The organism is Vibrio sp. B183 (genome assembly GCF_000740665.1).
GTDB lineage: Bacteria > Pseudomonadota > Gammaproteobacteria > Enterobacterales > Vibrionaceae > Vibrio > Vibrio coralliilyticus.
Map to the genome: position 1 here is coordinate 177,711 of NZ_JPQB01000003.1, position 24,530 is coordinate 202,240.

General features: G+C 45.4%; 21 protein-coding genes. 12 read left to right on the forward strand and 9 right to left on the reverse strand.

The features are described from left to right. Positions 1–10: 10 nt before the first annotated feature. From IX95_RS02705 to nagA, 3 genes are all read right to left on the reverse strand, one after another. The gene (locus tag IX95_RS02705) at positions 11–1,597 is read right to left on the reverse strand and encodes a cation:proton antiporter family protein (RefSeq protein WP_021456477.1); all 1,587 of its coding nucleotides are present in this window, start codon (positions 1,595–1,597) and stop codon (positions 11–13) included. Positions 1,598–1,677: 80 nt separating this feature from the next. Continuing rightward, positions 1,678–2,892: a DNA-binding transcriptional regulator NagC gene (nagC, locus tag IX95_RS02710; RefSeq protein ID WP_038156576.1), complete on the reverse strand. Its 1,215-nt coding sequence runs from the start codon at positions 2,890–2,892 to the stop codon at positions 1,678–1,680. Between the two features lie 2 nt (positions 2,893–2,894). Beyond that, entirely contained in the window at positions 2,895–4,031 is a 1,137-nt protein-coding gene (gene nagA, locus IX95_RS02715) for an N-acetylglucosamine-6-phosphate deacetylase (protein WP_019275568.1), read from the reverse strand. 479 nt (positions 4,032–4,510) lie between these two features. On the opposite strand from nagA, the gene nagE reads away from it, so the two are divergent. Beyond that, positions 4,511–6,085, forward strand: a complete 1,575-nt coding sequence (gene nagE, locus IX95_RS02720; protein ID WP_038156578.1) for an N-acetylglucosamine-specific PTS transporter subunit IIBC — start codon at positions 4,511–4,513, stop codon at positions 6,083–6,085. A 262-nt stretch (positions 6,086–6,347) separates the two neighbouring features. Continuing rightward, entirely contained in the window at positions 6,348–8,018 is a 1,671-nt protein-coding gene (glnS, locus tag IX95_RS02725) for a glutamine--tRNA ligase (protein ID WP_006959593.1), read from the forward strand. A gap of 185 nt (positions 8,019–8,203) precedes the next feature. On the opposite strand, the gene fcrX is transcribed toward glnS, so the two are convergent. Further along, on the reverse strand, positions 8,204–8,650 hold the full coding sequence (fcrX, locus tag IX95_RS02730) for a ferric iron uptake transcriptional regulator FcrX (RefSeq protein ID WP_006959592.1): 447 nt from the start codon (positions 8,648–8,650) through the stop codon (positions 8,204–8,206). A gap of 207 nt (positions 8,651–8,857) precedes the next feature. On the opposite strand from fcrX, the gene IX95_RS02735 reads away from it, so the two are divergent. Continuing rightward, entirely contained in the window at positions 8,858–9,364 is a 507-nt protein-coding gene (locus IX95_RS02735; protein ID WP_038156581.1) for a DUF4442 domain-containing protein, read from the forward strand. A 39-nt stretch (positions 9,365–9,403) separates the two neighbouring features. Here the strand turns inward: IX95_RS02735 and fldA are convergent, their stop codons facing one another. The 3 genes from fldA to IX95_RS02750 form a co-directional block, all read right to left on the reverse strand. Continuing rightward, positions 9,404–9,937 carry a flavodoxin FldA gene (gene fldA / locus IX95_RS02740; RefSeq protein WP_031342743.1) on the reverse strand — a complete coding sequence of 178 codons (534 nt, stop codon included), beginning with the start codon at positions 9,935–9,937 and terminating at the stop codon, positions 9,404–9,406. Positions 9,938–9,984: 47 nt separating this feature from the next. After that, positions 9,985–10,206 (reverse strand): DUF2788 domain-containing protein, encoded by a 222-nt coding sequence (locus tag IX95_RS02745; RefSeq protein WP_006959589.1) that lies wholly within the window; start codon positions 10,204–10,206, stop codon positions 9,985–9,987. A gap of 94 nt (positions 10,207–10,300) precedes the next feature. Continuing rightward, positions 10,301–11,065, reverse strand: a complete 765-nt coding sequence (locus tag IX95_RS02750) for an alpha/beta fold hydrolase (RefSeq protein WP_038156587.1) — start codon at positions 11,063–11,065, stop codon at positions 10,301–10,303. A gap of 141 nt (positions 11,066–11,206) precedes the next feature. On the opposite strand from IX95_RS02750, the gene seqA reads away from it, so the two are divergent. Beyond that, positions 11,207–11,749 (forward strand): replication initiation negative regulator SeqA, encoded by a 543-nt coding sequence (gene seqA / locus IX95_RS02755; protein ID WP_021456483.1) that lies wholly within the window; start codon positions 11,207–11,209, stop codon positions 11,747–11,749. 90 nt (positions 11,750–11,839) lie between these two features. Then, complete coding sequence (gene pgm / locus IX95_RS02760) at positions 11,840–13,486, forward strand: phosphoglucomutase (alpha-D-glucose-1,6-bisphosphate-dependent) (RefSeq protein ID WP_038156589.1); 1,647 nt, start codon at positions 11,840–11,842, stop codon at positions 13,484–13,486. Between the two features lie 100 nt (positions 13,487–13,586). Here the strand turns inward: pgm and IX95_RS02765 are convergent, their stop codons facing one another. Continuing rightward, positions 13,587–14,339: a DUF1853 family protein gene (locus IX95_RS02765; protein WP_038156590.1), complete on the reverse strand. Its 753-nt coding sequence runs from the start codon at positions 14,337–14,339 to the stop codon at positions 13,587–13,589. 112 nt (positions 14,340–14,451) lie between these two features. Between IX95_RS02765 and IX95_RS02770 the strand changes: the two genes are divergently transcribed. After that, positions 14,452–15,210, forward strand: a complete 759-nt coding sequence (locus IX95_RS02770) for a Nif3-like dinuclear metal center hexameric protein (RefSeq protein WP_038156593.1) — start codon at positions 14,452–14,454, stop codon at positions 15,208–15,210. 152 nt (positions 15,211–15,362) lie between these two features. Here the strand turns inward: IX95_RS02770 and IX95_RS02775 are convergent, their stop codons facing one another. Further along, entirely contained in the window at positions 15,363–16,652 is a 1,290-nt protein-coding gene (locus IX95_RS02775; protein WP_006959582.1) for a citrate synthase, read from the reverse strand. A 396-nt stretch (positions 16,653–17,048) separates the two neighbouring features. On the opposite strand from IX95_RS02775, the gene sdhC reads away from it, so the two are divergent. From sdhC to odhB, 6 genes are all read left to right on the forward strand, one after another. After that, positions 17,049–17,441: a succinate dehydrogenase cytochrome b556 subunit gene (gene sdhC / locus IX95_RS02780; RefSeq protein ID WP_006959581.1), complete on the forward strand. Its 393-nt coding sequence runs from the start codon at positions 17,049–17,051 to the stop codon at positions 17,439–17,441. Next, positions 17,435–17,779: a succinate dehydrogenase, hydrophobic membrane anchor protein gene (gene sdhD, locus IX95_RS02785; RefSeq protein WP_038156595.1), complete on the forward strand. Its 345-nt coding sequence runs from the start codon at positions 17,435–17,437 to the stop codon at positions 17,777–17,779. Before sdhC ends, sdhD begins: the two co-directional genes overlap by 7 nt. Next, positions 17,780–19,546, forward strand: a complete 1,767-nt coding sequence (gene sdhA / locus IX95_RS02790; RefSeq protein WP_019275577.1) for a succinate dehydrogenase flavoprotein subunit — start codon at positions 17,780–17,782, stop codon at positions 19,544–19,546. 14 nt (positions 19,547–19,560) lie between these two features. Beyond that, positions 19,561–20,271 (forward strand): succinate dehydrogenase iron-sulfur subunit, encoded by a 711-nt coding sequence (locus IX95_RS02795; RefSeq protein WP_006959575.1) that lies wholly within the window; start codon positions 19,561–19,563, stop codon positions 20,269–20,271. 94 nt (positions 20,272–20,365) lie between these two features. Then, a complete protein-coding gene (gene sucA, locus IX95_RS02800) occupies positions 20,366–23,191 on the forward strand; it encodes a 2-oxoglutarate dehydrogenase E1 component (protein WP_038156596.1) in 2,826 nt (941 codons plus the stop codon). Between the two features lie 27 nt (positions 23,192–23,218). Then, positions 23,219–24,424, forward strand: a complete 1,206-nt coding sequence (odhB, locus tag IX95_RS02805; RefSeq protein WP_006959571.1) for a 2-oxoglutarate dehydrogenase complex dihydrolipoyllysine-residue succinyltransferase — start codon at positions 23,219–23,221, stop codon at positions 24,422–24,424. Positions 24,425–24,530 lie beyond the last annotated feature (106 nt).

Below are 24,530 nucleotides of genomic sequence, written 5' to 3' on the forward strand. Positions count from 1 at the left end.
AAAAGAGAAATTAGGGGGTATTGAAGGTTGGTTTAAGCTGTTCACACACATGTCGAGCAAAACCGCTGCCCGCTTCACTGTAGATGTTGAACGCCGCGTCAACGCCTCCCTCATTCAGGCTTTCGAGTTGGTCAGGGTAGGCGGCAATAGCAGCAATCTGTCCTTTAAACTCTTTTTTCTGTAACTGCTCTAGTGCAATTTGGTTCCCTTGGTGATGAGGCATAGCGAGAAGCACCAATTTTACGTTGGCAGTATCGAGAATACGCTCCCAAAAGTCTGGGTCGGTCGCATCACCTGCAATGACGTTACGACCCTCCGCTTGATGCTGGAGTGCTGCATCGTCTCTTACCTCGATACCTAAGCTAATTTTGCCGTAGCGCGCACGCAGCTCATCGTAGGCACCTGTACCAATGCGTCCCATGCCGAGGATAAGCACTTGCGCATTCCCCGGATTGATAAGCTGATCTCGTGTGTGGAGCTTTTCTGCTGCATGCTCTTTTAACCAACGACCAGAGCGGCGGTATAACTCGTGACCTTTACGATTAAGTGGTGATGCCAGAACAAAGGAAATCGAGACTGCCAATGCTAAAGCGACGAGTATGTCGCCTCCCATCCAGCCCATTTTAAAGGCCAGTCCACCTACGATCAGGCCAAATTCACTAAAGTTAAATAGGCTTAAGGTGGTCAAAAGTGAGGTCCTGACGCGGAATTTAAACGCGTTGAGTACCACAAAGTACAGGATGCCTTTCAAAGGCAGTAATAGCAGGAACAAGATTGCTAAAGCAAAACCTGACATGGTTGGCTGTTCTGCGAGTCCGATATTAAGGAAAAAACAAACTAGAAATAGCTCTTTCAAGTTAAATAGCGATTTGGACAGCTCAGAGGCCTTATGGTGCCCAGCGAGAAGCATACCTAGAATCAGAGCACCCAAATCAGGTTTCATGCCTACAAGCTCGAACAACCCAGCTCCTACGACAAGCGCAAAGAAAATACCGAATAGGACCAACATTTCACCGTGGCCAACCCAGTCGAGCATCTTATAAAAAGCAGGGCGCAATAATGGCAGAGCAAAGAGTGCAATGGCGTACCACTCAGGTAGCTTGCCAGTTGAAGCTGTCAGGAAGACTACTGCGAAGATGTCCTGCATGACTAGAATGCCAATGGCCATCGTACCGTAGGTTGAGTTCATTTCGCCTTTTTCTTGCAGTGATTTAACGGCAAATACGGTACTGGAGAAAGAGAGAGCGAAACCAAGCAACAATAATTGCTCAATTGACATGCTGGCTAGAGAGCTGACACCGAGAAATTTAAAACAGAATAGGGCAGCGCAAAAAAGTAGAGTAGATAAAAGGTTATGTAGAGTTGCACCAGCCCAAATTTCTTTAGACAACAGGGTTTTTATATCGAGCTTTAAACCAATGGTGAACAACAGCAAAGTGACGCCAAGATCAGCCAATGTCACTATGGTGTCGTTACTCTCGAAGCCGACAGCATGCAAACCAAAACCAGCTAGTAAGAAGCCAACTAAAGGTGGCAAGTTGCATTTGAGCGTTATGAATCCGGCCAGAAATGCGGCAGAGATTAAGATGAGTTCCATATGATTCTTATTCTTGTCCTAATAAAAAACGGGCTACATATTGTAACCCGTTATTGTAGCTCAACTGATTGCTTACTAGATCAATCTTCGAGCAATTTTTGTAACAAAACGCCGTTAAGCATCGCACGTTTTATCATTGCAAAGGCGCCAATGGTAGGCTGCTTATCAATTTCTGAAGCCACAATAGGCAGGCCGCTGTGGAAGGTGGTCAGTGATTGGTTTTCCACGTTGCGACGAATCGCTGGAAAGATAATCTCTTCGCAGCGAGTGATGTCCCCTGCGATAACAATCTTCTGCGGATTGAACAAGTTGATCGTGATAGCAATCGCCTTACCGAGCTGATTGCCAACACGAACTAAGCTTTGCTTAGATAACTCATCACCCATATTGGCATGGTCACAAACGTCTTGGATGGTGATGTTTTCGAGTTCGGTCAAACTTGATTCATAACCCTGCTTGATCAATTTATTCACTCGATCAACGATCGCCGGGTTAGCTGCAACAGTTTCTAAACATCCAAAGTTGCCGCATTGACATTGTTCACCAAGAGGGTCTATTTGAATATGACCAATCTCTCCGACGTTGCGATTGAAGCCAAGGAAAACCTGACCATTAACGATGATACCAGCACCAGTACCGCGGTGAACGCTGACTAGGATAGAGTCTTGGCAATCTTTGCTGGCACCAAAGTAATGCTCAGCCAGTGCCATTCCGCGCACATCGTTACCGACGAAACATTGAACATGGAAGGTGTTTTCGATCAGCTCTGCTAACGCAAGGTTATCGATGCTGATATTCGGCATGTATTCGACAACCCCAGTTTCTGGGTTGACTAGGCCAGGCAAGGCAACACCAATCGCAATCAACTGATTGATCACGGTTTGGTTAGATTGAATAAAACTTTTTAGGTGAGAAGTCAGACCGTCGACTAAGTCTTCTTGAGTGGTGTAGAAGAACTCTTGATATTCGGATACAAGTTCTTTGCCACCAAGGTTATACAAACTGAACTGAATATAATCGCGACCTAGACGCACTGCGACAGAATGAAAGGGTTCGACTTCAGTGGTTAGTGAGATTGCTCGGCGTCCGCCGGTAGAGGCTTGTTGAGCGACCTCTTTGATAAGGCCGCGCTCGAGTAATTGGCGGGTAATTTTTGTAACGCTCGCAGGTGCCAACTGACTGACGTCGGCGACTTGGATTCGCGATATTGGCCCTTGCTGATCAATCAGCCGGTAAACTGCTGCGCTGTTTAGCTGTTTTACTAAGTCTACGTTACCTATTTGTCCGCCATTCATTCTTAACTTTGCTCGTATTGTCCATTAACAACCGTCGCCTGAACTTTGAAGTCACGATCAAATATGGCCAAATTTGCAACCATGCCTTGTTTAACTCGGCCTAGCTGCTCTTCGACCCCGATTGCTTTCGCGGGGTATAAGGTTGCCATACGAAGTGCTTCATCCAGAGCGATACCGACGTGCTCAACGGTGTTCTGTACTGCTTCTATCATTGTCAGTGCTGAGCCGCCTAGTGTGCCGTTTTCATCAACACACTTACCATCTCGGTAATATACTTTCTTACCAACAAAAATAAAGTAATCCATGTCAGCGCCTGCAGGAGCTGTGGCATCTGTCACTAATACTAATTTTTCGCCCTTAATTTTGTGAGCGATACGAATGTTTGCATAATCGACGTGGAACCCGTCCGCGATGACGCCGGCATAGACATCAGGTGTGTCGTAAATAGCGCCAACTACGCCTGGTTCGCGGCCCACCATCGGGGTCATGGCGTTAAACAAATGCGTGGCAAACGTAATACCTGACTCAAAGCCTTTTCTTGCTTCAGCATATGTCGCATTGGTGTGACCAATAGCAACGATGATGCCTGCATCCTTAAGCTGTTGAATATGTTCTGGGGCGTTATGCTCAGGAGCCAGTGTAACCTTAGTGATGACATCTGCGTTTTCACAGATGAAGTTAATCATGCTGTCGTCAGAAGGACGGATGTAATCCACACTGTGGATACCTTTTTTCATTACGTTTAAATATGGGCCTTCAAGGTGTAAACCCAGAGATTGGTTTTGGTACTGCGCATGATAATCGCGCGCGGCTGCAATCGCTTGGCGCATGTCTTCATCAGAGGATGTAATAAGAGTCGGTAAGTAACTGGTGCAACCCGACTTTAAGTTCGCCTTATGCATAACCTGCATTGTTTCAGCGGTGATTTCATCATTGAACATGACTCCGCCACAACCATTAAGTTGTAGGTCAATGAAGCCTGGGCTGACATTTGCGCCATTTAAATCAAGAGTTTCAAGGCCTTGAGGAAGGTCAGCTACCGGGCATACTGAATCTATCAGTTGGTCTTTGATGACTACTGCGTGGTCAACAAGTACGTCGTTGCCGGTGTAGATCTTACAGTTAGTTAGCGCATACATGGTTAGCTAATCCTTATAAGTTTGATTTTTAATACTTCTATTCGTCCAACTGAAACATTTACCACGTATCTTTATACTTTATTTGTGAGCTTCAATTAGGTCGCAAAATATCTTTAGCAAGCAGAAAATATTCTATATGAAATTAGTTTTATCCTCATCTAAGAGCCTGCTGAGTATAGAGACGATAACCGATATGAAATCTGGTAAACCCCTTGCTCTATCAGCGTGATGTTGATGAGTACACCTTAAGAATACCGTGAATATTGCGTGTGCGTTGCTATTTTTTTGTATTGTAAAATAAGTTTTATGATCTCGCTAGCAAAATCCTTGAACTATGCCGTTTTCTGGTGATTATGATCACAATTGATAAGGTTTTAATTTGCGGGGCAAAATTAATGGCATAAACTGAGCAGGACTAAATTGAGCGACTAAAAAAAGTAGCTCAGCCAAAATACAAAATCCTATAGGGGGAACTTAAGGTGAATATTCTTGGATATGCGCAAAAGTTAGGTAAAGCTCTTATGCTACCTATCGCAACGCTTCCAGTTGCGGCTTTGCTCTTACGCTTAGGTCAACCAGACCTTCTTGATATTGCGTTCATGGCGCAAGCTGGTAACGCAATCTTTAGTAACCTGCCGTTGCTATTCGGCCTAGGTATCGCGATTGGTCTGTCTAAAGATGGCTCTGGTGCTGCGGGTTTAGCAGGTGCGGTTGCTTACTTTGTTCTAACTGCAACAGCAACGACAATCGATGCTTCAGTTAACATGTCATTCTTCGGTGGTATTTTCGCGGGTATCATTGCAGGTCACTCATACAACGCTTTCCATGCAACACGTCTTCCAGAGTGGCTAGCCTTCTTTGCGGGTAAACGTCTTGTACCTATCATGGCTGGCCTGTTCGCAGTTGTCGCGGGTGCTATTTCTGGCGTTGTTTGGCCAACGATTCAGGGCGGTCTAGATACATTGGCGCACGCAGTCTCTACTTCTGGTGCGATTGGTCAATTTGTCTACGGTACGCTAAACCGTGCGCTAATCCCTGTTGGTCTTCACCATGTACTTAACTCTTACTTCTGGTTCGGTATGGGTACATGTCAAGAAGTGTTGGTGACAGGTGCTCAGGCGGCAGGTCAAGCTCTTCCTTCTCTACAGCTGCTGTGTGTGGACCCAAGCATTGCTAAGACTCTAGTTGCTGGTCAGACTCACACCTTCGAATTTGTGAACTCTGTAACACCAGAAATTACAGCAACAGTGAAAGAAGTAACTGAAACTATCAAGTCTGGTGATCTAAACCGTTTCTTCGGCGGCGATAAGAGCGCTGGTGTATTCATGAACGGCTTCTTCCCTGTAATGATGTTTGGTCTACCAGGTGCAGCACTCGCAATGTACCTAGCGGCTCCTGCTGAAAAGCGCAGCCAAGTAGGCGGTGCGTTGTTCTCTGTGGGTTTCTGTTCTTTCCTTACAGGTATCACTGAACCTCTAGAGTTCATGTTTGTTTTCCTAGCGCCTGCACTGTATGCAATCCACGCTGTGTTTACTGGTCTGTCACTGGTTGTAGCGAACATGTTCGGTACTCTGCATGGTTTCGGTTTCTCTGCGGGCCTAATCGACTTCATCTTGAACTGGGGTCTAGCAACTAAGCCATTCACACTACTACTGATTGGTCTTGGTTTTGGTGCGCTTTACTTCTTCACTTTCACGTTCGCGATTCGCGCATTTGACCTGAAATCTCCAGGCCGTGAAGATGACGATACAGAAGTAGCGGCTACTGCAAGCGGTGACGCAGGTAAAGGTGACCTAGCTCGCCAATACCTAAAAGCGTTAGGTGGTCACGAGAACCTAACAACGATTGATGCTTGTATCACACGTCTGCGTCTGACGCTGAAAGATCGCTCAGTTGCAAATGAAGATGTGTTGAAGAAACTTGGTGCTAAAGGTGTAGTGAAACTGGGTGAGAACAACCTTCAAGTTATTCTTGGTCCTTTGGCAGAAATTGTGGCTGGTGAGATGAAAGCCATCGGTGTAAACGAAGATTTATCTGACGTAAAACTGCCATAATCACATTGAATTACACTGGATAAGACAAAAGCCTCCCTTCATGGGAGGCTTTTTGCATTTAGCCTTAAGTGCCGAACTGATGAATTCCTGAGCAAAGCCGGTAAACAATCCTATCAATTTGCTAATTATTGCCATTTAAACTGCGGTTATAGTTGTGTAACTGCAAAGAATTGTGGATCATTAGCCGTTATATATCTGGTATTGCTAAGAGCTGTCCCAGAGAACTTTTATCTGACAATACTAAACAATTGAGGTGCTATAGATGAGTGAAGCTGAGGCTCGTCCATCGAACTTCATTCGCCAAATCATCGATAAAGATTTAGCGGATGGTAAACACACTAGCGTGCATACTCGTTTCCCGCCGGAACCGAACGGTTACCTGCATATCGGTCACGCTAAGTCAATTTGCTTAAACTTTGGTATTGCTCAGGACTATCAGGGTCAGTGTAATCTGCGTTTTGATGACACTAACCCGGAAAAAGAAGACGTCGAATACGTTGAGTCTATTAAGAATGATGTGAGCTGGTTAGGCTTCGAGTGGGATGGTGAAGTATGTTACTCATCAAACTACTTCGATAAGCTTTACGGCTACGCGGTTGAATTAATTGAGAAAGGCTTAGCGTATGTTGAAGAGCTAAGTCCTGAGCAGATCCGTGAGTACCGCGGTACTCTTACCCAGCCAGGTAAGCCAAGCCCATATCGTGATCGTACTCCTGAAGAAAACTTAGCGTTGTTTGAGAAAATGCGCGCTGGTGGTTTCGAAGAAGGTAAGGCGTGTCTGCGCGCTAAGATTGACCTAGCGTCATCTTTCATTGTGCTGCGCGATCCGGTTCTTTACCGTGTACGTTTTGCTGAACATCACCAGACAGGTGATAAGTGGTGCATTTATCCAATGTACGACTTCACACACTGTATTTCTGATGCGCTGGAAGGCATTACGCACTCTTTGTGTACGCTGGAATTCCAAGATAACCGTCGTCTGTATGACTGGGTGCTGGAAAACATCACCATTGATTGCCAGCCGCATCAGTACGAATTCAGTCGTCTAAACCTTGAATACACAGTGATGTCTAAGCGTAAGCTAAACCAACTTGTGACTGAAAACCTCGTTGACGGTTGGGATGACCCACGTATGCCAACGATTTCTGGTTTGCGTCGTCGTGGCTTCACGCCTGGTTCAATCCGTGAGTTCTGTAAGCGTATTGGTGTCACTAAGCAAGACAATATGATCGAGATGGGTTCGCTAGAATCTTGTATTCGTGATGATCTTAACGAGAACGCGCCACGCGCGATGGCGGTTCTTGATCCCGTTAAGATTGTTATCGAAAACTACGATGAAGATAAGGTGGAAACACTAACCGTAGCTAACCACCCTAACAAACCAGAAATGGGCGAGCGCGAAGTACCGTTCACTCGTGAGGTTTGGATCGAACGTGAAGACTTCCGTGAAGAAGCTAACAAGAAGTACAAGCGTCTTGTTTTAGGTAAAGAAGTTCGTCTACGCGGTGCGTACGTGATCAAAGCTGAGCGCATCGAGAAAGATGCTGAAGGCAACATCACTACAATCTTCTGTACTTATGACGCCGATACTTTAGGCAAGAACCCAGAAGATGGCCGTAAAGTGAAGGGCGTAATTCACTGGGTATCGGCTGATAAAGGTCTGCCTGCTGAGATTCGTCTATACGACCGTCTATTTACAGTGCCTAACCCAGCTGCGGCGGATAACTTCGCAGAAACAATCAACCCAGAGTCGCTAGTTACGATGAAGGGTTTTGTTGAGCCAAGCCTAGTGTCTGCTGAAGCGGAGAAAGGTTACCAGTTCGAACGTATGGGTTACTTCTGTACTGATGCGAAAGACTCTAAACCTGAAGCTCTAGTGTTCAACCGCACGGTTGGCTTACGTGATACTTGGGCTAAGATTGAAGCGAAATAAACTTCGTTTAATAAATACTAAACAATGAAAATGCCCGTCATAGTACGGGCATTTTTTATCCAAAAATTTGTCGTGTGGCGACATAGCATTTCTCCTTGTCTGAGAACGTGAACTCAAGGTCAGTGAAGGTTCTCAACAAGTAAAAAACGTTGCATAGAAAAACGCTCCCGATTGGGAGCGTTTTATTATTTCTTCTTGTGAGCGTCTGGATTATCTCGACAGCTACCATCTGCGCACTTGCCGTAAAGGTACAAACTGTGGTTTGTCAGAATCACATTGTATTGTGAAGCGATCTCTTTTTGGCGTTCTTCGATAATGTCGTCCGCAAACTCAATAACTTCACCACAGTCTAGGCATACAAGGTGATCATGGTGATGTTGAGTTGACAGTTCAAACACTGACTTGCCGCCTTCGAAATGGTGGCGAGTGACAATACCTGCATCATCAAATTGGTTCAGAACTCGATATACTGTTGCCAGGCCGATCTCTTCACCAAGATCAATAAGCTTTTTGTACAGTTCTTCGGCGCTGATATGTTGGCATTCCGGCTGTTGTAATACTTCTAAAATTTTCAGTCTCGGAAGGGTAACTTTTAGACCAGCGTCCTTAAGAGCTTGGTTATTGTCTGACATATACTTTCCTGTTGATGATCTGCAGTAAATAACAGAGTTCAATATTCCTATCATTATAGGGTAGTACAAGATAACAATAAACCACGAACTTCAAAGGGTTACTAGTATTTTTTTGTAAACTCGCGCAACGTCACTGATAAAACACATCAGACCAGTTACAATTAATTAACATCTTGTTGTTAACACTCTATTTTCAGGGATGGAAGAATGAATAAATCGCTGGCAAAAATATACAAGCCCGGAATCGTAAAATTTGCCCTTAACATATGGCCGCCCTTCTGGGGGGCTGGGATTCGGATCATTTCCATCAGCGAAGATTTCCGTCAGGTAAAGATGAAACTTAAACTGCGTTGGTGGAACAAGAACGCCAATCGGACCCAATATGGCGGAAGTATCTTTTCTCTCACTGACCCTGTCTACTCGCTGATGCTGATGGGAATTTTAGGTGAGCGCTATTTTGTGTGGGATAAAGAAGCGAGTATCAATTTTATTAAACCGGGACAAAGCGATCTGTATGCGGACTTTATTGTTCCTCAAGACTTACTTGATGACATCTTAAGTCAAACGGCCAACGGCGATAAGTGTTTCCCAGAGTTCATCATTTATGTCAAAGACAAAAATGGCAATGTCGTTTCTGAAGTCCAACGTAAACTGTATGTTCGCAAGAAGCCCCAATACCGTGAAGACGATGAAGGTGAAGAACAAGTGGCATAAAAAAACCTCCGCAGGGGGAGGTTTTTCAAAATTTCGGGCTTAGCCTTCTAGTTCGGCTAGGCACATTTCTTCGTGAATCTGTTTACACCAGTTACTCACGCGTTCGTCAGTCAATTCTGGCTGACGATCTTCATCGACACATAAACCAACAAACAGACTATCATCACCTTCAACTAGGCCTTTTGAAGCTTCAAACTCGTAGCCTTCAGTCGAAGTGTGACCAAGAATAGTACCGCCTTTCGCTTCGACGATATCACGTACGGTGCCCATTGCATCACAGAAGTACTCTGCGTAATCTTCTTGGTCTCCGCAACCAAAGATAGCAACAAGCTTAGTTGAGAAGTCGACTTGCTCAAGCTCAGGGAAGAAATCATCCCAGTCACATTGTGCTTCACCGTAATACCAAGTTGGGATACCAAGCAACAGAAGATCGAAGTTATCGATATCTTCTTTACTGCTTTTCGCGATATCTTGTACGTGAACTAGTTGTTTACCTAGTTGCTTTTGAATCATCTTTGCAACAGCTTCAGTGTTACCTGTGTCGCTACCAAAGAAGATACCTACACTTGCCATAGATTCGTTACCTTTACTATTTTCTGTTGTGGCCAATCAAAGAGGGATCAACCCAACCCAGTTCCTTCCCAGCTCAGCTGAATGAGGCCTTTAGCGACAAAACCAGCGCAGCCAAGGAATAGAACGAGCCAAACTATACGACGACCGAAAGGTGGAACATTCCCCGCTTTGAGGACATCTTTTATCGCCATACCAATAAAGAAGAAGATAGACGCAAAAAGTAAATCGAGACCAATTGACTCGAGCATGTTCATATAGTCGTAAAGCATGGAATCCCTTTATGCCAGATTACTTGCGCCGCACTATACCACTGTTAAAAGATAAAGTTAACGGGCAGGGCGCAACAGACCTCTCATTCTGTTTTTAAGCGATAAATTTGCGTATAGCGCGCAGAACTTCCTGAGGCTTTTCTGCGTGTAACCAATGACCAGTATTGGCGACGACATGCGCTTTTACGTTAGCAAACTGTTTTTGCACTTCACCTTGATGCTCTGCCGTGAGGTAGTCTGAATCTCCACCTTTCACCATTAGAGTCGGAGTGGTGATTTTATCTATTGGATTCCAACCTAGAATCTGAGAGTAATTGTCCCAAAGACTTGAAACGTTAAACCGCCATTCTAAATGTTCACCATTGTTGTATAGCGACTTGCCAAGAAACTGCCTGACGCCTTCCATCTCGATATGCTGCGCGAGAATGTCCAGAGCTTGCTTACGTGAAGTCGGTTTCTGTTCAAGGACTGCTTTTAGGCCCGCAAAAACATTGTCGTGTCGACGTTGGCGGTAAGCGACCGGCGCCATATCTAAGACCAATAGTTTTTCAACTTGAGCTTGGGCAAGCCCTGCTAATTTCATTGCGACTTTGCCGCCCATCGAATGACCAATCAGAATGTAGCGTTGAAGACCAAGGTGTTGCAGCGTGTCCAACACGTCTTGAGCCATCAACTCATAATTGTGTTGAGAAGATTGAAAAGACAAACCATGATTGCGCAGATCAATGCTGACCACTTGAAAATCTTGGCGTAAATCTCGGGCTAGCAGACCAAGGTTATCTAGGTTGCCAAATAAGCCGTGGATCAAAACTATGGTGTGACCCTCACCTTCGATCTTGTAGTTGAGCAGTTGTGACATTTTACTATATTCGTGACTGGTTTAACGTAGTGCCTCATTCGGCCATTGATCTGCTTCAGATAGCAAATCTGGAACTCGCATATTGAGGGGACTTGGGTATATAATCCCACAGAGTTTAAACATAGAGATTGTGAAAAGCGAATGAAAACAATTGAGGTTGATGAGGATCTATACCGTTACATCGCAGGTCAAACCCAACACATTGGTGAAAGTGCATCAGATATTTTACGTCGCCTTCTCGCGGTTGATGAGCAGAATAAGCCATCAACACCTGTAGTCCAAGCCGCACAACCTAAAGGAATTGTGGTAAGCCGTGATGCTGCAAAAGAAGAGAAAGTAGACAGCGTAAAAGCAATGCGCTCGCTGCTCATTTCTGATGAGTTTGCTGGTCTGAAAAAGGCCATCGATCGATTCATGTTGGTATTGTCGACTCTGAACCGCATTGACCCGCAGGGATTTTCAGAAGCAACTCAAGTCAAAGGTCGTAAGCGTGTGTATTTTGCTAACAATGAGCAAACGCTGCTAGAGAGCGGTAACACGACAAAACCAAAAGCGATTCCTGGCTCGCCTTTCTGGGTGATTACTAACAACAACACCAGTCGCAAGCGCCAAATGGTTGATCAGTTGATGGCGAGAATGAACTTCCCCGCTGATTTAATTGAGAAGGTCACGAACTCAATTTAAGAATTCTGATTTAAACCTCATAATGTTCAAATAGCTCTGAGTATTATGAGGTTTTTTTGTTTCTGATAATTTTTAAGAAAGGATGTCAAAATGGCTATGCACCCACGCGCGGGACAAAAAGCCCAACAGCAGGACCTGCATAATATTCCTGCACTTGTCGCGAACTATTTCCTACTTCAACCTGACCCTGCTAATCCACAACACAAAGTTGAATTCGGCACTTCTGGACACCGCGGTACAGCGGATAAATCTACCTTCAACGAAAATCATATCTTGGCGATCGCTCAAGCGATAGCGGAGGTGCGTGCTGAGAAAGAAACGACCGGGCCTCTATTTGTAGGCAAAGATACGCATGCTCTGTCGGAGCCTGCCTTCTCCAGTGTTGTGGAAGTGTTGATTGCAAACGGTGTTGAAGTTGTTGTACAGCAGGACAATGGTTACACGCCAACGCCAGGGGTGTCACACGCGATTTTGACTCATAACCTTAAACATCAAGATAAAGCTGATGGCATTGTTATCACGCCATCGCACAACCCGCCGCAAGATGGTGGTATCAAGTATAACCCAACGCATGGTGGTCCGGCAGAAGGTGAATTGACTCAGGCGATACAAGACCGAGCAAATGTCCTGATTGCTGAAGGCTTACAAGGTGTTAAGCGTATGCCATTAGCGGAAGCAAAAGCATCAGCGCTTTTCACAGAGAAAGACTTAGTTAAGCCATACGTTGACGATGTTGTGAATGTGATTGACATGGATGCAATCCAAAAAGCAAACCTCAAGATCGGGGTTGATCCACTTGGCGGCAGCGGGATCGACTATTGGCGACAAATTGCAGTGGCGTATAACTTGGATCTCACTCTAGTTAGTGAAGCGATTGACCCTTCTTTCCAGTTTATGTCTCTGGATAAGGACGGCGTTGTGCGTATGGATTGTTCGTCACCTTACGCTATGGCTGGTTTGTTGGCGCTGAAAGACGAGTATGATCTCGCTTTTGGTAATGATCCCGATTATGACCGCCACGGTATCGTGACGCCTAAAGGCTTAATGAACCCGAACCACTTCTTAGCTGTGTGCATTGATTACCTGTATCGCCATCGCCAAGGTTGGGGAAGTGAAGTTGCAGTGGGTAAAACACTAGTTTCCAGTGCACTGATTGATCGTGTAGTGGCAGACTTAGGCCGCGAATTGTGTGAAGTGCCAGTTGGCTTCAAGTGGTTTGTTGATGGCTTATATCAAGGTAAGTTCGGCTTTGGTGGTGAAGAAAGTGCAGGCGCTTCGTTCTTGCGTAAAGATGGTACACCATGGTCAACAGACAAAGACGGCATCATCCTTTGTCTGCTAGCTGCTGAAATTACGGCAGTCACTGGCAAGAACCCACAAGAGTATTATGAAGAGTTGGCCGCTAAGCATGGCGAGTCTCAATATAATCGTATTCAAGCCGTAGCAAGTGGGCCTCAAAAAGAGGTGCTGAAAAAGCTGTCTGCAGAAATGGTCAAAGCAGAGACGTTGGCGGGAGATAAGATCACTGCTCGCTTGACGCATGCTCCGGGTAACGGTGCTGCGATTGGTGGCCTCAAAGTCACGACTGATAACGGTTGGTTTGCGGCGCGCCCATCAGGTACGGAAGATATCTATAAGATTTACTGTGAAAGCTTTAAAGGTGAAGAGCACTTAAAGCACATTGAATCCGAAGCGCAAGAGATCGTGAATCAAGTGTTTGCTGACGCTGGCTTGTAAATTAAATACTTAAGCTTAAGAAAAGGCTGACCGAGTGTCAGCCTTTTCTTTTTTGCGGGTTAGAACTCTCATTATATGGAGAGAACTGTGCTTCATTTGGCTATCCGTTAGGCCAGTGGTCTGGAACCACAAACCAAAATTGCCCTTGTTCAGTTTGTGCGTGAACAAATCGGCCATCAGGTTTGGTAATTGGCTGCTCAAAATCTTGCCTACCTGTTGCCCAGAAAGGTTTGTCTAGCTGGTATAAAGGCTCATCAATGAGTTCCCACTGGCTTTCATAGCACCAAAACCCTGATATTTGGGTTGTGTCGATCTCATAGCCTAGGCAGTGTGTGGGAATGGGCTCGGTGGAAAATGGATTAATATAGAGCCTCCCCTGAAGCAGGAGATGCTCAGTTAAATTGTCTAATTCTGGGTACTTAGATGAAAATTGCTTTGAACTGCTCATTTTTAATTGATGAGAGAGCATGCGATCGAGTTTTTTATCCAGCTGGTCATGGGCGTTAGGGCCGTACCAAATGCCTTGATGCAATAAATAGAATTTAATTGCCACTTCCCAGTGCTCTAACTGATTCGAACTTTCATTTTTCAAAATCAGATCGATGGCCCCAAGTGTCTGGCCATTTTCCCGATGGATTTGGACCTCTTCTAGCTCTACAGAATATCGACCACTATTGACGAGAAGTTGGGTACATAAATGTTGGTATAGAAAACCGAGTCTAGGGTTACCGTGATAATTTGGGTCATTTAAGGGATGTATTGGCAAAGTCTGCAGAGACTCGAATGGTGGAGTTAGAGTAAACAGAGATGGTGAAGAGGCAATCCAATGGTAAAAACGCTGTAGCTGATTCATCTCTGATCCTTTAAAACAAAATTGACGCTATTGTAACCGCAACCGATTGAAACTAGCATCCTTTATATAGTTGCAATACACTTTGCAAATCGTGCAGTTACTGGAAGTTACAATGAACAATATACAGCTGGAACAGATTCTTAACGAAAAGCTTGCTCCTCAACTCATCAAAGATTACGCACCGAACGGTTTACAGGTCGAAGGTAAAACAGACATTAAACGTGTGGTAACGGGGGTGACGGCCTCTCAAGCTCTGATTAACAAAGCGGTTGAGTTGAAGGCGGATGCATTGCTCGTTCATCATGGATACTTCTGGAAAGGAGAACCTGAGCCTATTCGTGGAATGAAAGGGAATCGCATCCGAACGCTAATCAAAAATGATATCAACTTGTTCGGCTACCACTTGCCCTTGGATATTCATCCTGAACTCGGTAACAACGCAGAGCTAGCACGATTATTAGAGATTGACGTGGAAGGTGGCCTGGAAGGACATCCGCAATCAGTGGCAATGTTTGGTCGTCTGGAACAGCCGATGACTGGTGCAGACTTCTCAGCCAAGATAGAAAAAGTACTGAGTCGTAATCCTTTACATATTTCACCTGACAATGCAGATAAAGTAATTGAAACTGTAGGTTGGTGTACCGGTGGTGGGCAAGACTTTATCGAGTTAGCAGTAAAACATGGTCTGGATGCGTTTATTTCGGGTGAAATCTCTGAGCGCACTACCTATACAGCCAGAGAAATGGATATACACTATTTTGCAGCAGGGCATCACGCAACAGAGCGTTATGGTATCAAAGCTCTTGGTGAGTGGTTAGCTAAAGAACACGACTTGGATGTTGAGTTTATCGATATTAACAACCCAGTTTAAGGTTCACAATCGCTAAAGGAGCAGAACCAATCGGAGTCTATACTTATGAAAAGAGTCTCCAATATGGGCGAAGCGATTCAAACCTCGCTTTATAACTCCAAAAATATTAAAAGGGTTGATGCGAAAGCATCAACCCTTAATTTTCTAGCTTCTTATTCGCGTTCGTGAATTGGCTTGAAGTTACGCTGAGTTTCACCAGTGTAAAGCTGACGCGGACGACCAATGCGGTTCAGTGGATCACTGTGCATTTCGTTCCAGTGAGCGATCCAACCAATCGTACGTGAAAGTGCGAAGATTACCGTGAACATAGAAACCGGAATACCAATCGCCTTCAGAATAATACCTGAGTAGAAATCTACGTTCGGGTACAGCTTCTTAGATACGAAGTACTCATCAGACAGAGCGATACGCTCAAGTTCCATCGCCACATCCAGTAGAGGATCGTCAATGTTCAGTTCTTTCAGTACGTCATGACACGTTTCGCGCATTACTGTCGCACGTGGATCGTAGTTCTTGTAGACACGGTGACCAAAGCCCATTAGGCGGAATGGATCATCCTTGTCTTTAGCACGATCAATGTACTCAGGAATGTTGTCGACACTGCCGATTTCTTCCAGCATCTTCAGACACGCTTCGTTAGCACCGCCGTGTGCAGGGCCCCAAAGTGATGCGATACCCGCGGCAATACATGCGAATGGGTTTGCACCTGAAGAACCAGCAAGACGAACCGTTGATGTTGAAGCGTTTTGCTCGTGGTCTGCGTGAAGGGTGAAGATCTTATCCATCGCACGCGCAACCACTGGGTTTACTTCATATTCTTCACATGGGTTAGCAAACATCATGTGTAGGAAGTTTTCCGCGTAGCTTAGGTCGTTACGTGGGTAGATAAATGGTTGACCGATAGAGTACTTGTAACACATTGCAGCAAGCGTCGGCATTTTCGACAGTAGACGATAAGCCGTGATCTCGCGGTGAGTGTCGTTGTTGATGTCTAGTGAATCGTGGTAGAAGGCTGCCAAAGCGCCAACTACACCACACATTACTGCCATTGGGTGTGCGTCGCGGCGGAATCCGTGGAAAAAGCTCGCGATCTGCTCGTGCACCATAGTATGGCGAGTGACAGTAACTTTGAATTGCTCGTATTGTTCTCGTGTAGGGGCTTCACCGTAAAGAAGGATGTAACATACTTCTAAATAATCAGCATTATTAGCTAACTGATCAATAGGGTAACCACGGTGCAAAAGGATACCTTTGCCGCCGTCGATGTAGGTGATTTGAGATTCACAGGATGCAGTGGCAAGAAAACCTGGGTCAAAAGTGAAATAACCATTTGCTCCAAGTTTACGAACATCAATTACAGGCGTGCCAAGGGCACCTTCCATAATTGGCAGTTCGATAGGCGCTTGACCTTCAACATGAAGGGTCGCTTTCTTATCTGCCATAACAATCTCCTTTGTTTATTATTTAATCCGTCCAGGATGTTTGTGTGACATTTTTGTACGTGTGTTCGTTATCAAAGTCAATTTTTCTCCTCCGACTTGTGCACTTGTTTTGATTTTTTATACGTATAAGGTTAAAAATCTGTTCTGTGTAGCAAAAATTGTTACATCAATTGTGCTAAAATGTTTCCAGCCGTATAGTGGCGCCGTAAATTTTGGTGGAAACCTTATAAATTCAAGGTTTGAAACAAATGTGAGGTGATGTTTCAAATCTTGTTGTTAACAAATATTTTACAAATTTACCCCGGTTTTTTGCCTGCTTGTTGTTAAATAAATGTTAACTTTTGTAGGTTTGCAATCAAATTTCGTTCATAACAATAAATGCTTCAATGGAGCTGAGTGAGCAAGCCCGTGAAAGAAAGAAAGTCAAGACCTGTTAATTTAGATTTGCAGACTATCAACTTTCCGATCACAGCAATCGCATCTATCCTGCACCGAGTTTCAGGTGTAATTACGTTTGTCGCGATCGGGATACTTCTTTGGTTATTATCCATTTCCCTGTCTTCCCCTGTAGGTTACGCACAAGCTGTCGACATCGTTGACGGTTTCTTTGTGAAATTTATTTTGTGGGGTATTTTGACGGCTTTGGCCTACCATATAGCAGGTGGTATTCGTCACTTGTTGATGGACCTAGGTCATTTTGAAGAGCTGGAATCTGGCGCAATGAGCGCTAAGGTTGCATTCGCAGCGACGGCCGTTCTGTCTGTACTTGCGGGGATTCTGGTATGGTAAAACACATTTCATCTTTTGGTCGTAATGGTGTGCACGATTTCCTACTAATTCGTGCGACTGCAATCATTATGACGCTTTATACTATCTATCTGGTGAGCTTCTGTGCTTTCTCAGATATTTCTTACGTATCTTGGACACAGTTCTTTGGTGGGACTTTTACTAAAGTCTTTACCATGCTTGCGTTGGTATCCGTTCTTATCCACGCTTGGATTGGTCTATGGCAAGTTCTTACAGACTACGTCAAATGCGCTAAGCTTCGCGGCTTTCTACAGCTAGGTGTTATTGCAGTGCTATTTGGTTACTTCTTCTCTGGTCTATTTATTCTGTGGGGTGCGTAAGTGTCTATTCCAGTTCGCGAATTTGATGCCGTAGTAATCGGCGCTGGTGGTGCAGGCATGCGTGCTGCGCTACAAATTTCTGAGCAAGGCCTGACCTGTGCTTTGCTATCTAAAGTATTTCCTACTCGTTCACACACTGTATCTGCTCAAGGCGGCATTACCGTAGCTCTGGGCAACTCACACAAAGACGATTGGCAATGGCACATGTACGACACAGTAAAAGGGTCGGATTACATCGGTGACCAAAATGCTATCGAGTATATGTGTAAGAATGGTCCTGAGTCGGTTATTGAATTAGAAAAAATGGGTCTTCCATTTTCTCGCTTTGATAACGGAACGATTTACCAACGTCCTTTTGGCGGCCAGTCGAAAGAGTTTGGTGGCGAGCAAGCCGCTCGTACCGCTGCTGCCGCTGACCGTACTGGTCACGCACTGCTTCATACTCTGTACCAACAAAATGTAAAACACAAAACCACTATCTTCTCTGAATGGTACGCGCTTGATCTGGTTAAGAACCAAGACGGTGCCATTATGGGTTGTACTGCAATCTGTATGGAAACGGGTGAGATTTGTTACTTCAAATCTAAAGCTACCGTTCTAGCCACTGGTGGTGCTGGTCGTATCTACGCTTCAACAACTAACGCACACATCAATACCGGTGATGGTGTTGGTATGGCACTGCGCGCAGGTGTGCCAATGCAAGACATGGAAATGTGGCAGTTCCACCCAACAGGTATTGCCGGTGCTGGTGTACTGGTTACCGAAGGTTGTCGTGGTGAAGGTGGTTATCTTCTTAATAAAGATGGTGAGCGCTTCATGGAACGTTATGCGCCTAACGCGAAAGACCTTGCGGGTCGAGACGTTGTAGCACGTTCAATGATGATCGAAATCCGTGAAGGCCGTGGCTGCGATGGCCCATGGGGTCCTCACATTAAGCTTAAGCTGGATCACCTAGGTAAAGATGTTCTTGAGTCTCGCCTACCAGGTATTTGTGAGCTTTCACGTACGTTTGCTCACGTAGATCCAGTTAAAGAACCAATCCCGGTTATTCCAACTTGTCACTACATGATGGGTGGTGTACCAACTCAGGTTTCAGGTCAGGCGATTAAACAAGCGGCTGACGGCAGCGAATCTGAAGTTCAAGGTCTGTTTGCCTGTGGTGAAATTGCTTCGGTATCTGTTCACGGTGCTAACCGTTTGGGTGGTAACTCACTGCTTGATCTGGTTGTATTTGGCCGTGCTACTGGTTTGCACCTTGGCGAAACGTTGGCGGCTCAAACAGAAGCTCGTCCTGCGACAGAATCTGATATTGAAGCCTCTCTAGCGCGTACTATGCGTTGGGAAAACAGCACAGGTGGTGAAGATCCAGTACAGATTCGTAAAGATCTACAAACTTGTATGCAAAACAGCTTCTCGGTTTTCCGTGAAGGTGACGCAATGGCAACGGGTCTAGAAGAGCTAAAAGTTATTCGTGAGCGCCTGAAAGACGCACATCTTGCCGATAAATCGTCTGAGTTCAATACTCAGCGTATCGAGTGTCTGGAGCTAGACAACCTAATGGAAACAGCGTTCTCGACAGCAGTTGCGGCAAACTACCGTACAGAGAGTCGTGGAGCACATGCTCGTTTTGATTACCCAGAGCGTGATGACCAGAATTGGCTATGTCACTCTATTTACAACCCGGAAACAGAAGCGATGACTAAACGTGATGTCAACATGACGCCAGTTCATCGTGAAGCTTTCCCGCCGAAAGTACGTACATACTAAGGGAGGAATAAATGATGAAACTAAACTTCTCTTTGTATCGTTACAACCCAGATGTCGATGATAAGCCATACATGAAGGATTATATCCTTGAAGTAGACGAAGGCTCTGACATGATGGTTTTGGACGCCTTGATTCTGCTCAAAGAACAAGATCCAACAATTGCATTCCGTCGTTCATGTCGTGAAGGGGTTTGTGGTTCAGACGGCCTTAATATGAATGGTAAAAACGGTTTGGCCTGTATCACTCCACTGTCTGCGCTAGCAGGCGATAAGCTAGTGATTCGTCCGTTACCGGGCTTACCAGTTGTTCGTGATTTGATTGTCGATATGACTCAGTTCTACGATAACTACGCGAAGGTAAAACCATTCCTGATTGATGATGATGCGTTGCCACCATCACGCGAGAACCTTCAATCTCCTGATGAGCGTGCTCATTTAGATGGATTGTACGAATGTATCATGTGTGCATGTTGTACTACCTCGTGCCCATCGTTCTGGTGGAACCCAGATAAATTTATCGGTCCTGCAGGGTTGCTTGCTGCTTATCGTTGGCTGATCGACAGCCGCGATACGGCAACAGATGAACGTTTGTCAAATCTTGATGATGCATTTAGCGTTTTCCGTTGCCATGGCATCATGAATTGTGTAAGTGTTTGTCCTAAGGGACTAAACCCAACGAAGGCTATCGGTCACATTAAGACAATGCTGGTCAATCGTTCGGTTTAATAAACAATAAAAATTGCCGATCACTCTGGTGATCGGCTCTTTATAGCTCGGCATAGACCGAAGCAAACGTGAAAACTACTGGTTAAGGGAAAATATGCACAACGGCGTGATGAAGGCATGGCTCGAGTCTTCACACTTGGCTGGCGCCAATGCAACTTATGTAGAAGATCTCTACGAACTGTATCTAAGTGATCCCGATCTGGTAAGTGAGGAGTGGAAACGTGTATTTGATGGCTTGCCCAAGCCTTCTGAAGAGGTTGTTGAGCAGCCTCATTCGCGTGTCCGCGACTACTTCCGACGACTCGCTCAAGAAACAAAGCATTACAATGTCCAAGTTAGTGATCCAGATGTCGACGCTAAGCAAGTAAAAGTTCTTCAACTTATTAACGCATACCGTTTCCGCGGTCATGAAGCTGCAGAACTTGATCCACTCGGTTTATGGCAACGTCCAACAGTGGCGGAGCTAGACCCAGCATTCCACAATCTCACCGAAGATGACTTCGAAGAATCGTTTAACGTCGGTTCTTTTGCAATTGGTCAAGAGACCATGTTGCTGAAAGACATCTACTCCTCTCTCAATAAAATCTACTGTGGCTCCGTTGGTGCAGAATACATGCACATGACAGACACTGAGCAAAAACGTTGGATCCAGCAACGTTTAGAATCAGTGGTAGGTAAGCCTTCTTTTTCAAAAGAAGAGAAACAAGAGTTTCTTGAAGAGCTGACCGCTGCAGAAGGCCTAGAGCGATACTTGGGCGCTAAGTTCCCAGGTGCGAAGCGTTTCTCGCTAGAGGGTGGTGATGCGCTCATTCCAATGACGAAAGAACTAATCCGCCACGCGGGTAAAAACGGCATGCGCGAAGTTGTTATTGGTATGGCACACCGTGGTCGCTTGAATATGCTGGTCAACGTTCTAGGTAAAAAGCCTCAGGATCTGTTCGACGAGTTTGCGGGTAAACATGACGAAACATGGGGTACTGGTGATGTTAAGTATCACCAAGGTTTCTCTGCAGATTTTGCTACCCCAGGCGGCGATGTGCATTTAGCACTGGCTTTCAACCCGTCTCACCTTGAGATTGTTAATCCAGTAGTTATTGGTTCGGTTCGCGCGCGTCAAGATCGTCTTGGTGATACTGAGGGAAGTACTGTTCTTCCTATCACTATTCATGGTGACTCTGCAGTTGCAGGTCAGGGTGTTGTTGCTGAAACATTTAACATGTCTCAGTCTCGTGGTTTCCGGGTTGGTGGTACTGTTCGCATTGTTGTGAACAACCAGGTTGGTTTCACTACGTCAAACCCGAACGATACGCGTTCGACTATGTACTGTACTGATATTGCGAAAATGGTACAGGCACCAATTTTCCACGTTAATGCTGATGATCCAGAGGCAGTTGCATTCGTGACTCGCATTGCTCTTGATTATCGTAACGAGTTTAAGCGTGATGTTGTGATTGATTTGGTTTGTTACCGTCGCCATGGTCACAACGAAGCGGATGAGCCAAACGCTACTCAGCCATTGATGTATCAAAAAATTAAGAAGCATCCAACGCCACGTAAGCTTTACGCTGACGTGTTAATTGAGCGTGGGGACTTTGGTATTGATACTGCGACTCAGCTAGTAAATGAATATCGTGATGCTCTGGATCGTGGTGAAGTCGTTGTTAAAGAGTGGCGTCCAATGGTACTTCACTCTGTCGACTGGGCTCCGTACATTGGGCATGATTGGGACGTTGAGTGGGACAGTGAGTTCCAAAAAGAACGTTTGCTAGAGTTGGGACAGCGCATTTGTCAGTACCCAGAAAGCCACAAGCTACAGAGCCGTGTTAACAAGCTATACAATGATCGTAAAGCGATGTTAAGTGGTGAGAAAGCGATTGACTGGGGTATGGCAGAAACACTGGCATATGCGACTCTTGTTGATGATGGTAAACGTATTCGTATTTCTGGACAGGACTCGGGTCGTGGTACTTTCTTCCACCGTCACTCAGTTCTGCACAACCAAACGGATGCAAGTACATTTGTGCCATTGGCCAATATTCATGACAAGCAGGGTCCGTTTGAAGTTTATGACTCTGTTTTGTCAGAAGAGGCCGTGCTGGCATTTGAGTATGGATATGCCACAGCAGAGCCAAGCGGTCTAACTATTTGGGAAGCGCAATTTGGCGACTTTGCTAATGGTGCTCAGGTAGTGATTGACCAGTTCATATCCTCAGGTGAGCAAAAATGGGCGCGTCTGTGTGGCCTGACAATGTTGCTGCCACATGGCTATGAAGGTCAGGGACCAGAGCACTCTTCCGCACGTTTGGAACGATACCTACAGCTTTGTGCTGAGCAAAACATGCAGGTTGTCGTGCCATCTACGCCAGCTCAGGTGTACCACATGATTCGCCGTCAGGTTGTGCGCCCGATGCGCCGTCCTCTTATCGTGATGTCTCCTAAGTCATTGCTTCGTCATCCTCTATGTACCTCATCGATTGAAGAGCTTGCGGAAGGTACCTTCCAGCCAGCGATTGCTGAGATAGACAAGTTGGATGCTAAGAAAGTGAAACGCGTCGTTTTCTGTTCGGGTAAGGTGTATTTCGACCTATTGGAACAACGTCGTAACAACGAGCAAGAAGATGTAGCGATTGTGCGGATTGAGCAACTTTACCCATTCCCTCTGGAAGAGGTTAAAGCTGCCATCGAGCAATACACAAATGTAGAAGATTTCGTTTGGTGTCAGGAAGAGCCGCAAAACCAAGGCGCTTGGTACTCAAGCCAACACAACTTCCGTGCTGCTATTCCGGCAGGTGCAGATCTTAAATACGCTGGACGTCCAGCGTCAGCATCACCTGCAGTAGGTTACATGTCAGTACACTTGAAACAACAGAAAGCGTTGGTTGAAGACGCACTTACCGTGAATACAAAAGCTTCAGACTAAGAACTGAAGTGAAAGGAAGAAACAGATATGACAATTGAAATTCTGGTTCCAGATTTACCTGAATCTGTTGCTGATGCGACAGTAGCAACATGGCACAAACAACCAGGTGACGCGGTAGAGCGTGACGAAGTTCTGGTTGATATTGAAACTGATAAAGTAGTTCTAGAAGTACCAGCTCCTGAAGCGGGTGTTCTAGAAGCTATCATCGAAGAAGAAGGTGCTACCGTTCTTTCTAAGCAACTGATTGCCAAACTTAAACCTGGTGCTGTTGCTGGTGAGCCAACAAAAGATACCACTGAGGAAGCGGAAGCGTCTCCAGATAAGCGTCACAAAGCGTCTCTGAGTGAAGAAAGCAACGATGCGCTGAGCCCAGCTGTACGTCGTCTTCTTGCTGAACACAATTTGGAAGCAAGCCAAGTGAAAGGTACAGGTGTTGGTGGTCGTATTACGCGCGAAGATATTGAAGCGCACCTTGCGAATGCCAAAGCTGCACCGAAAGCAGACGCTCCTGTTGCCGAAGCGCCAGCAGCAGCTCGCAGCCAGAAACGCGTTCCTATGACGCGTTTGCGCAAAACTGTTGCAAATCGTCTGCTTGAAGCGAAAAACAACACGGCAATGCTGACTACGTTTAACGAAGTAAACATGAAGCCAATCATGGATCTTCGTAAGCAGTACAAAGATCAATTCGAAGAGCGCCACGGCATCCGTCTTGGTTTCATGTCTTTCTACGTGAAAGCGGTTACCGAAGCACTGAAACGTTACCCAGAAGTAAACGCTTCTATTGATGGCGATGACATTGTTTACCACAACTACTTCGACATCAGTATGGCGGTTTCTACGCCTCGTGGTCTAGTTACTCCAGTCCTAAAAGATTGCGATACACTAGGTTTTGCTGATGTAGAAAAAGGCATCAAAGAGTTAGCGATCAAAGGTCGTGACGGCAAGTTGACAGTAGACGAGCTGATGGGTGGTAACTTTACTATCACTAACGGTGGTGTCTTTGGTTCACTAATGTCTACGCCAATCATCAACCCGCCGCAATCAGCGATTCTTGGCATGCACAAGATCCAAGAGCGACCAATGGCTGTTGATGGCAAAGTAGAAATTCTACCTATGATGTACCTTGCACTTTCTTACGATCACCGTTTGATTGATGGTCGTGAGTCAGTTGGTTTCTTGGTTACCATCAAAGAGCTACTGGAAGATCCAGCACGTCTACTTCTTGACGTGTAATTAACTCAGGCACCGGATTGATTTTGGTAATCTGGTGCCTAAAGTTTCTAAGGCTGAGCACGCTCAACGCTCAGCCTTCATTTGAAGCACTCGTTATTGAATTGGA